The following is a 9,011-nucleotide window of genomic DNA, read 5'->3' as shown; positions in this document are numbered from 1 at the left end:
CATTAATAATATCTCCTCATGATTCTAAAACGTCAAAAAAGGTTGTAGTATAAACTACAACCTATAACAATCTAAAATTATCTTCTATTTTGTTCTTTTTTAGCTCTTCTACAAGATACGCATCTTGTTGGCTCATTTTCAAATCCTTTTTCTTTATAGAATTCTTGTTCTCCTACTGAAAATATGAATTCGCTTCCGCAATCTCTGCATGTTATTGTTTTATCTGACATAAATATTCCTCCTAAAATTAAAGATTCTAAATTGATATAATAATCTCTAATTTATGAGAAACTATCTACCTAAATGAAACTTTTTATTGTTAGCATATTTGCTACTCATTTATAATAACACATTCTTTATTAAATAGCAACCTTTTTTGTAAATAATTTTTCTTACAACCGATTTTTAACAATAAAAATAGCCTTTAGCAAGATATATAAGCCCCTAAGACTATAAATCTCACATATAACACTGGTTTTTCCAAACACAAAAACCTTATATCCTAAAATTCCCTATATATAAGATTTTAAAACTGTCAAATCTCCACTAATAATATATTCCCCTAATGAAGCTGGGATTAATATACTCTCTCCTTTTAATATATCTAATTTCATATTATTTTTGCATTCAATGATTCCTTTTCCATCTACACAAGTTAATATATAGAACTTATTTATATCACTTTCTTCAACTAATTCTCCATTTATAATATATTCTTCAATAGTAAAATACTTAGTACTACATAAAATATTTTTTCTATACTCAATATGCTCTTCTAATTTATTGTTCCCATAATTTACTGCATATAAATTAAAATTTATTACATCTAATGCTCTATCAATATGTAATTCTCTTGGTCTTCCATAATCATAAATTCTATAGGTTATATCACTATTTTGTTGAATTTCCGCAATAATAACTCCTTCACAAATAGCATGGACAAGGCCACTATTTATAAGAAAGCAATCTCCTTTTTTAACTTCTATTTCATTTAAATATTCTTCAGTTCTTTCTTCTTTTATAGCTTTTTCAAAAATTTCTTTATCACAATCTTTAGTTCCAACTATTAATTTAGCTCCTGGCTTTGCATCAACTACATACCAAGCTTCTGTTTTACCTATAGAATTTTCATTTATTCTTGAATATTCATCATTAGGATGTACTTGTACTGATAATTTTTCTTTTGAATTTATAAGTTTAATTAATAAAGGAAATTCCTTATTCTCAAAATTCTTTCCCAATAAATCTATACCATATTCTTCAATCAATTGATCAAATCTTTTTCCTTTAAACTTTCCATTTGCTACTATACTCGTTCCATTTGGATGACAAGCAACATCCCAACTTTCACCAATATTACCTTCTGGAAGATTAGCCCTAAATTTTTCTAAGTCTCTTCCTCCCCATATTTTCTTATAATACAAATTTTCAAACTTTATTGGATACATAGTTTAATCTCCTTCTGTTTATCATGTCGTATTTACTTTAAACAATACTATATTCCATATTCCATAATAGGCTGTATCAAAATATATATGATACAACCTTATCCATTAAAAATATTAATTTATAAATGATATTTTTAATTTCTTACCTATACCTTTAACATAAAATACTAATGATTTCCTAATCATTATTGTTTAAAAGTATAATTTTATTGTTATTATATTATATGGGTCAATTACTAACTTAGGATTATCTTGTACTTCTTCAATAGCATTTACAATTTCCCATCTTTTAAATTTATTAAAATCATATCTGTCTACTATTAGCTCTTCATTACTACAATTTTTCATTCTTAATAGTATTGCGTTATCTTTAAATGATGCTGATATAGAACTTATACATATGTTTTTATCAACTTCTAAAAGGCTGTATTCTCTCTTTAAATCTAATTTTGTTCTAGAGTTTTGTATTTTATTATCCAACCTGTTTATAAATTTATTTAAACCTTGTAATTGATAGAATATATTTTGTGAATTAACTTTCTCATATCTTTTTTCAACTTTGTTTTCATTAAAGCTTTCCTCTAAAAGTGATATAGAAAACTCAAATTCATTCTTACCTAATTGTTCTGCATTTGGTGTAGCTATCATTACATGGCCTTGCTTTGTCGTATCTCCTGATGCTCTCCCTGGTCTATATAGTAAATTGGGTTTTCCTAATTGGCTTGTAGTGGATAACAATGTTAAATACATTCTATCCTCTATAACTTGATATTCCTTTATCCCCTTAGAATATATACTTAATGTATTTTTATCATCTGTAATAGAAACAGTCCCCTCGAACACCTCTATATCTATTGGAATTTCAAGATAACTACTATTCCACTCCCCAATTTCTCCATTTAATATTGGTCTTTTTATATAACCAAAAGGTATAGACGCAATTGATTCATTTGATAAAATATCAGACTTTATACAAGCTCTTAATCTGTGACTTAATATATTATTATCAACAATTATCCTACAATTAATTAACTCATCATCTTTTAGTAAAGAGATTATTAGTTTAATATCTAATGGTTTTAATTCATTTCTATCTAGTCTTGATTCAAGATCTTTTGGTAATAATACTCTCCCACTTAATTCTAGCTTTTCAATGCCTTCAGAAGCTTTTCTAATTCCTTCAACTATTCTAAATGTTATATTTGAATCTCCTCTAAGTGGTGAAAAATCATAAGTGTCCCCATCATTACCACAGTTCTCAAAAGTAATGAAATCTTCAATCTTTCTTCCATCTTTAAGTTCTACACATAGTTTTTCATTTTCTACAAATATCTTATAATTATCATTTTTTATTTCTAAATTATTACTATTTTCAATTATATCTACTTTTCCTTCACTTAACTTGAATACCTTATATCCCATAGCAGGTAATGTAGTTTTAATTAAAGCAGTTATTTTATAATATCCATCCTCATTTATAAAATAATTGCCTTCTGGTGCTTCAATTAATATATTTTCTTTTCCTTCATACTCATGAATATCTAGTACAGTACACTTTTCAACATCTGCTACAAATTTATCCTTTGTGCTACTTAAAAATTCAACAACTTTATAACCATCATATTTGTAAGCTAATGTGTTAAATACTAAAATTTCATCCTTACTTAATCTTAATCCTTCAGCAATTCTTTTCTTAACAAGATTTTCTATTCCATCTGCAATTTCCCTTGCTTGCTTCATACGGTATAATACATCATTTGCCACATCATCTGTTATACAGCCAGCCATACCATCATGAGCTTGACCTTCCATTATTTTTTTCCAAGCTGTTGTGATTAAATTCTTGCTTATTTTTATTCCTAGGCTTTCAGCTATAGCATATAATGGCTCAACTCTTTTTAAAAGGTTTTGCTCCATATCGAAATTCGTTTTCTTTATATCATATCTAACTGATCCTATTGTCTTATGAACTCTACCAGTTTTAGGTTCTCTAAATTCACCCTCATATCTCTCTAGTTTTTCACTATTTTTTCTTATATAATCAATAAAATCTAAATATGTACTTTGAACATATTCATCATTGCTAATTTTATTAATTTCATCAATCTTATTTTTAATATTGCACGTTATTTCTACTTGATCATTCCCAATAGGTATCAAAATTTCATCTAAATCAGTCATTGACTTTATTTTGTCAGCTAACTTAAATAGCTTATTATTTAAAAATTCTTCATTAGTAAATAATCTTGGAATGCTTCCATAACCATCAATTAAATTAGCTGCATAAACTTCTTCATTGCCTAAACCCTTCCATTTAAAATAAGGGGACTTAACATGCTTACCTAAGTTTATGCCCCTCCAAAAAATTATGTTATCTATATTACAATTTCTAAGTATAGTTGGCATTTGTGCATTAAACCCAAAAGTATCTGGTAAATAACCAACTTCCATATGCTTACCAATTTTATTTATCTCATGTATCCCTATACTTAAATTTCTTAATATAGATTCACCACAAACTAATTGAGCATCTGTTTGAGTATACCATGGTCCAATTAGGAGCCTTCCCTCTTCTACTAATTTCTTTATTTGAGGTAATCTTTCTGGTCTTATCGATAAATAATCCTCTATTATGGATGCTTGACCATCTAAACAAAACCTAGCATCAATATTCTCTTCTAATTCAATTAATACATCTTCAAAAACTTGATCACTCAATAATAAAGCATCCATAGTTGAAAAATACCATTCTCTATCCCAATGTGTATGATTAACAATATTAATTTTAGTCATAACTTCTCCTCCAAATTTAATATATATGCCTCATTAGTACTATTTTTATTTAAGCCTAATAAAGTCAATTTTTTATGTAAGTATATCTTAATTTGATACTATTATTGCTGAATTTATTCTATTAAAGAATATATTTACTAAAGGTGCTACCGAAAGTATTATTACTATTGTTCCTATTCCAATTGGTCCTCCTACAAGGATAGCAAAAATTATTCCTACACCATCTGTTACTAACTTTGCCATACCTACGCTTAAGTTAAATTTATTCCTAAAAGCCATCATGCAATCATCTAATGAGTTAGGGGCAAGATTTGGTGTTAAATAAATAGCTAATCCCATAGAAAGAATCAGAATCCCCAATAAAAAATATACTACTCTACTTATATAACTATCTCCTAAAGGAAGTTTGTTAACTACAAATAACCAAAAGTCTGTAAAACTACTTAAAACCAAGGCAGTGCCTAATGTATATAAATTAAACTTTCCATTTCTTAAAATAGCTGCTATTATTGTCATTATTATTGCTATTATAAAAGAAAATGTTCCAACTGATAACCCAAATCTATTGCTTAATCCTACGTTAACAGAATCCCAAGTTCCTACTCCTAAGTCAGCTTTTACAGTAAGAGCAACTCCAAGTGTTAATATCATAATTCCTACTACAAATAATATAATTCTATTTTTGAAACTACTTAAATTCATTCTTTTCTAATGCCTTTCTCTTATACTTAATTTAAAAATAAAAGAGGAGATGTTTCTATTTTATTCTTAAACATCCCCTCTACTATTTTAATTACATTACTCCATCAAACTCGTCAGTATCAAAACCTTTTCCTAAGAATATAGCTCCCGCTGCTACTATTAGACTTCCTACTAAGATTCCTAAAACATATACCGGCCATTTTTCCACCAATAACCATCCATATATTCCTGATATAGGAATAGTATTTACTGCTCCAAGTGATACAGCAATAGCTGATCCAACTGCACAACCAATTATATTTACTGGAATCATTCTCATTGGATTAACTAATGTAAAAGGAATAGCACCTTCTGAAATACCTACTAGTCCCATTATAAATGAAGCTTTACCAGCTTCTCTTAATTCTTCAGAGAACTTAGTCTTCTTAACTAATGTAGCTATACCATAGCCTAATGTTGGTATAATAATCGCAACTTGAGCTGCAGTGTTCGCTATAAATAGTCCCTCTGAAATTAATGCCATTGCAGTAACAACCGCTGCTTTATTTATTGGTCCACCAAGGTCAAAACCTATCATTCCACCAACTACAAGAGCAAGAACTAATGCGCTGCTTCCAGTGCTCATTGTACTCATCCAATTTATTAATCCATTATTTAATGCTGCAAAAGGGCCACCGATAACATATTGCATTATTAAAACTGTAAATAATGTTCCGAATACTGGTAAGATAAATACTGGTATTACACTACTTGCACTCTCTGGTAACTTAATATTATTTGCCATAATATATACTATATAACCAGCAATAAGACCTGATGCTAATGCTCCAAGGAATCCAGTTCCTAGATTATTAGCAAGTAATCCACCAACAAAACCTGCAACTAATGCTGGTCTATCAGCAATTGAATAAGCTATAAACCCTGAAAATACTGGTAACATTAAACCTAATGCTAGTCCACCTAATCCATCTAAAGTATGGAAAAATGGTATAAGGCCTTGTGCTGTTTTATGTGCACTGTCCCAAATATCTGTAACTCCATAAAACATTCCACCAACTCTAGCAATTCCCATTATAACGGCACCAGCAATTGTAAATGGAATCATATATGATACGCCTGTTAATATATGTCTTTTAATATTTTGAAAAAATTCCTTCATTCCTTTCATCCTCCCTACATATATCTAAATTTAAAATTAAAGTAATGCTAATGCATCTTCAATTACTTTTACACCATTCTTAATTGGTGCTGCTACTGGAACCTTGTGTATAACCTTTCCTGCAAATCTTTCTTCTTCTCTAACCTTCTGCTCTACTGCAAAAATAACTACATCTGCTTCTTCAATTTCTTGTTTAGTTAGCCTATTTTGAATTCCTAAAGCTCCTTGCTTTTCAATTTTAATTGTATGACCTAACTTCTCTCCTGTTTTAACTAAAGCCTTTGCTGCCATATTTGTATGTGCCACTCCTGTTGGGCACGCTGTAACTCCTACTATCTTCATTTCATTTTCCTCCCTAAACTAAATTATTATGTAAAAATTGAATTAATTTATTTTTATCATCCATGCTAAATAGAGAATCCTTAAAGTCATCCTCCATTAAGTTTGATGCTAAACTCGATAATATTTCAAGGTGTAAAGTTCCTTCGTCCTTCTTTGGTATAGCTAATCCTATTACCACATTTACAGGCTCTTCATCTAAAGAGTTCCAATCAACAGGATTATTTAATTTTAAATATACTATTGTTGGTTTTATTACACTCTCAACCTTACAATGAGGTATAGCTAGTCCAAAACCTATTCCAGTTGTACATTCCTGTTCTCTTTGAATGTATCCATTAAGAGTTTCCGTCTTATCTGTAATTCTATTGTCTTTCATTAAGATGTCTGTTATTTTCTCTAACACCTCAATTTGTGAATTTAAATCTACATCAAATTCTACTGTATCTACTGTTATCATTTCTTTTATGTCCATCTCTTCACCTTACCTTAATAATTTAATAAAGTCCTTATATGTTTTTATATTTAAAACCTTAGAAACTTTTTCTTCATCGCTTAAAGTCATATAAAGATTTTCTAAAATTTCTCCAAAATCTAAATACATCTCCTTTTGTATACTCATTAAGATTACTAATCTTACCTTTTCATCTTCCCAAGATACTGCTTTTTTATTAATTAATATACAGACCTTGCTAACATCTGGATCAATATCAATAGCATGTGGAATTGCTATCTGGTTTCCAATTTCCGTAGATGACATATTTTCTCTTTTATAAAAGCTTTCTTTATCAACTTTACTTAAGTAACCCTTTGAAACCATTCTATCTAACATAAACTCAAGAATTTCTTCCTTAGTTTTAAAATTTTCATCAACAAAGAATAAATCTTCATCAGTAAACTCTAAAAACTTTAATAAGTAATCCTCTTTATTTTCATAAATAAATTCTTTTAAAGCTGTTAAATCTTTTGCTTTTAGTATAGGTGATACATACATTATTTTTTTATCTTTAACCCCATACTCATTAGTATCTATTTTTATTGTTGATATAATTATGTCATAGATATTTCTATCAATTTTGGATAACTCATTTAAAGGTATTATCTTTATTATTTCAATACTGTTAGAAAACTCACTTTTTATTTTCGCTGACATTATCATTGAAGTTCCTAATCCTGAGGCACATACAATTAAAGCCTTAAGTTTACCATTACTTCTTCTATCTTTTATTCTTTGTAATGATGCTGCAAAATGTAAACAAATAAATCCTACTTCATCTTCATTTATATCCTTATTAATTTCTTTTTCTATATATTGTGTAGCAATTGAAGCTATCTTATATGCGAAAGAATAACTTTTCTTTATTTCATGGAGCATGTCATTAGTAATATGCATATCATACTTTATTCTAGTTATAGCTGATTTTAAATGAGTGGATAAACTCCAAATTAGTGAATTATCTTTACTAAAATCTATTCCTATAGTAGAATCGACATACTTTAACATTTCAAAAACCATTGAAGTATAATCATCATTTATATCTACTGTTTTTTCTTGCTCTTCATCATCAATAAATTTTCTTGTATATAGATGCTGAGTAATATAAAATATTTCTTCTTCTGGAAGTATAATTCTGTATTCTTTAAAAATACTACTAGTTACCTCTTTAGCAACTTTATATTCAAGAGTTTCCTTTAATGCATTATCACATTGAGTAGTTTCAAGTATATTCTCATTTTTAACTCTATTTATAGCTATTAATATATGAATTAATAAATTGTAAAAGCTAATATCAGTAATACTAATCTTGTTTTTGTTTATTACATTGGTTAATATATCATCCATTTTTTCTATATCTTCTTTTTCAAATATAGGTTCAATAGATTTTAAACTTATTATATCGTTTTCAAAGCGTCTAAAAATATAATAGCTTATACAGCTTCTTAGATCCTCCTCGCTTCCTCTTAAAGCAATTCCTTTAACTCCATCCCTCAAAAGCTCTATATCAAACTTCTTTAACTTTTTCTTTACTTCAATTAAATCTGCCTTTAGAGTAGTTAATCCTATATATAAGTCATCACATAGTTTTCCTTGCGTAATTCCTTTATTATGTTTCAACTCCAATAATAATAGCTTTTTTATAATATAAACTACTCTTCCTTTAGAGGTTGTGGGTATAAGATTATTGCTATTTATATTTTCCTCATAAAGTTTAACTAACTCGTTATTAAAGCTATCTTTATCGCTTATTTCTAATATATAGCCTTTTCCTTTTACACAGGATATTTTTGAACTAACCTTTACTAATCTTTGATTAATACTTTTAATATCTTGTCTTAATGTCTTAGATGAAACCCCTATAAAACTTCCAATTTCTTCACCTGTAATATGGTGATCCTTATCTTGTAAAAAGCTTATAATCTTTAATTCCCTTTTATTAATCAATGCTTTCACCTCGTTATGTCTTTATTCTATCATCAATATATACTTTCAAATAGACCATTCATTCCCTTTGCTAAAGGAAGTTCTTTGGCTATTAGACTAAAAAACTCTGAACTAATATAAACTGATT

General features: G+C 28.2%; 8 protein-coding genes. All 8 read right to left on the bottom strand.

The annotated features are described in order from the left end of the window. Positions 1-77: 77 nt before the first annotated feature. The 8 genes from E6248_RS09570 to E6248_RS09535 all read right to left on the bottom strand — a co-directional run bounded on the left by E6248_RS09570 (position 78) and on the right by E6248_RS09535 (position 8,884). Entirely contained in the window at positions 78-230 is a 153-nt protein-coding gene (locus E6248_RS09570) for a zinc-ribbon domain-containing protein (RefSeq protein WP_136007572.1), read from the bottom strand. A gap of 282 nt (positions 231-512) precedes the next feature. Beyond that, positions 513-1,448: a type I phosphomannose isomerase catalytic subunit gene (locus E6248_RS09565; RefSeq protein ID WP_316340587.1), complete on the bottom strand. Its 936-nt coding sequence runs from the start codon at positions 1,446-1,448 to the stop codon at positions 513-515. A 192-nt stretch (positions 1,449-1,640) separates the two neighbouring features. Further along, positions 1,641-4,241: a glycoside hydrolase family 38 C-terminal domain-containing protein gene (locus E6248_RS09560; RefSeq protein ID WP_316340586.1), complete on the bottom strand. Its 2,601-nt coding sequence runs from the start codon at positions 4,239-4,241 to the stop codon at positions 1,641-1,643. Between the two features lie 87 nt (positions 4,242-4,328). Further along, complete coding sequence (locus tag E6248_RS09555; protein WP_316340585.1) at positions 4,329-4,943, bottom strand: YitT family protein; 615 nt, start codon at positions 4,941-4,943, stop codon at positions 4,329-4,331. Positions 4,944-5,034: 91 nt separating this feature from the next. Continuing rightward, a complete protein-coding gene (locus E6248_RS09550) occupies positions 5,035-6,102 on the bottom strand; it encodes a PTS fructose transporter subunit IIC (protein WP_316340584.1) in 1,068 nt (355 codons plus the stop codon). 36 nt (positions 6,103-6,138) lie between these two features. Next, positions 6,139-6,444: a PTS fructose transporter subunit IIB gene (locus E6248_RS09545; RefSeq protein WP_136007567.1), complete on the bottom strand. Its 306-nt coding sequence runs from the start codon at positions 6,442-6,444 to the stop codon at positions 6,139-6,141. 13 nt (positions 6,445-6,457) lie between these two features. Then, positions 6,458-6,916: a fructose PTS transporter subunit IIA gene (locus tag E6248_RS09540; RefSeq protein WP_316340583.1), complete on the bottom strand. Its 459-nt coding sequence runs from the start codon at positions 6,914-6,916 to the stop codon at positions 6,458-6,460. 9 nt (positions 6,917-6,925) lie between these two features. Then, complete coding sequence (locus E6248_RS09535) at positions 6,926-8,884, bottom strand: BglG family transcription antiterminator (RefSeq protein WP_316340582.1); 1,959 nt, start codon at positions 8,882-8,884, stop codon at positions 6,926-6,928. Positions 8,885-9,011 lie beyond the last annotated feature (127 nt).

The organism is Clostridium sp., assembly GCF_032552055.1.
In the GTDB taxonomy this organism is placed as follows: Bacteria; Bacillota; Clostridia; order Clostridiales; family Clostridiaceae; genus Clostridium.
This window is presented reverse-complemented; position numbering and strand designations above follow the sequence as displayed.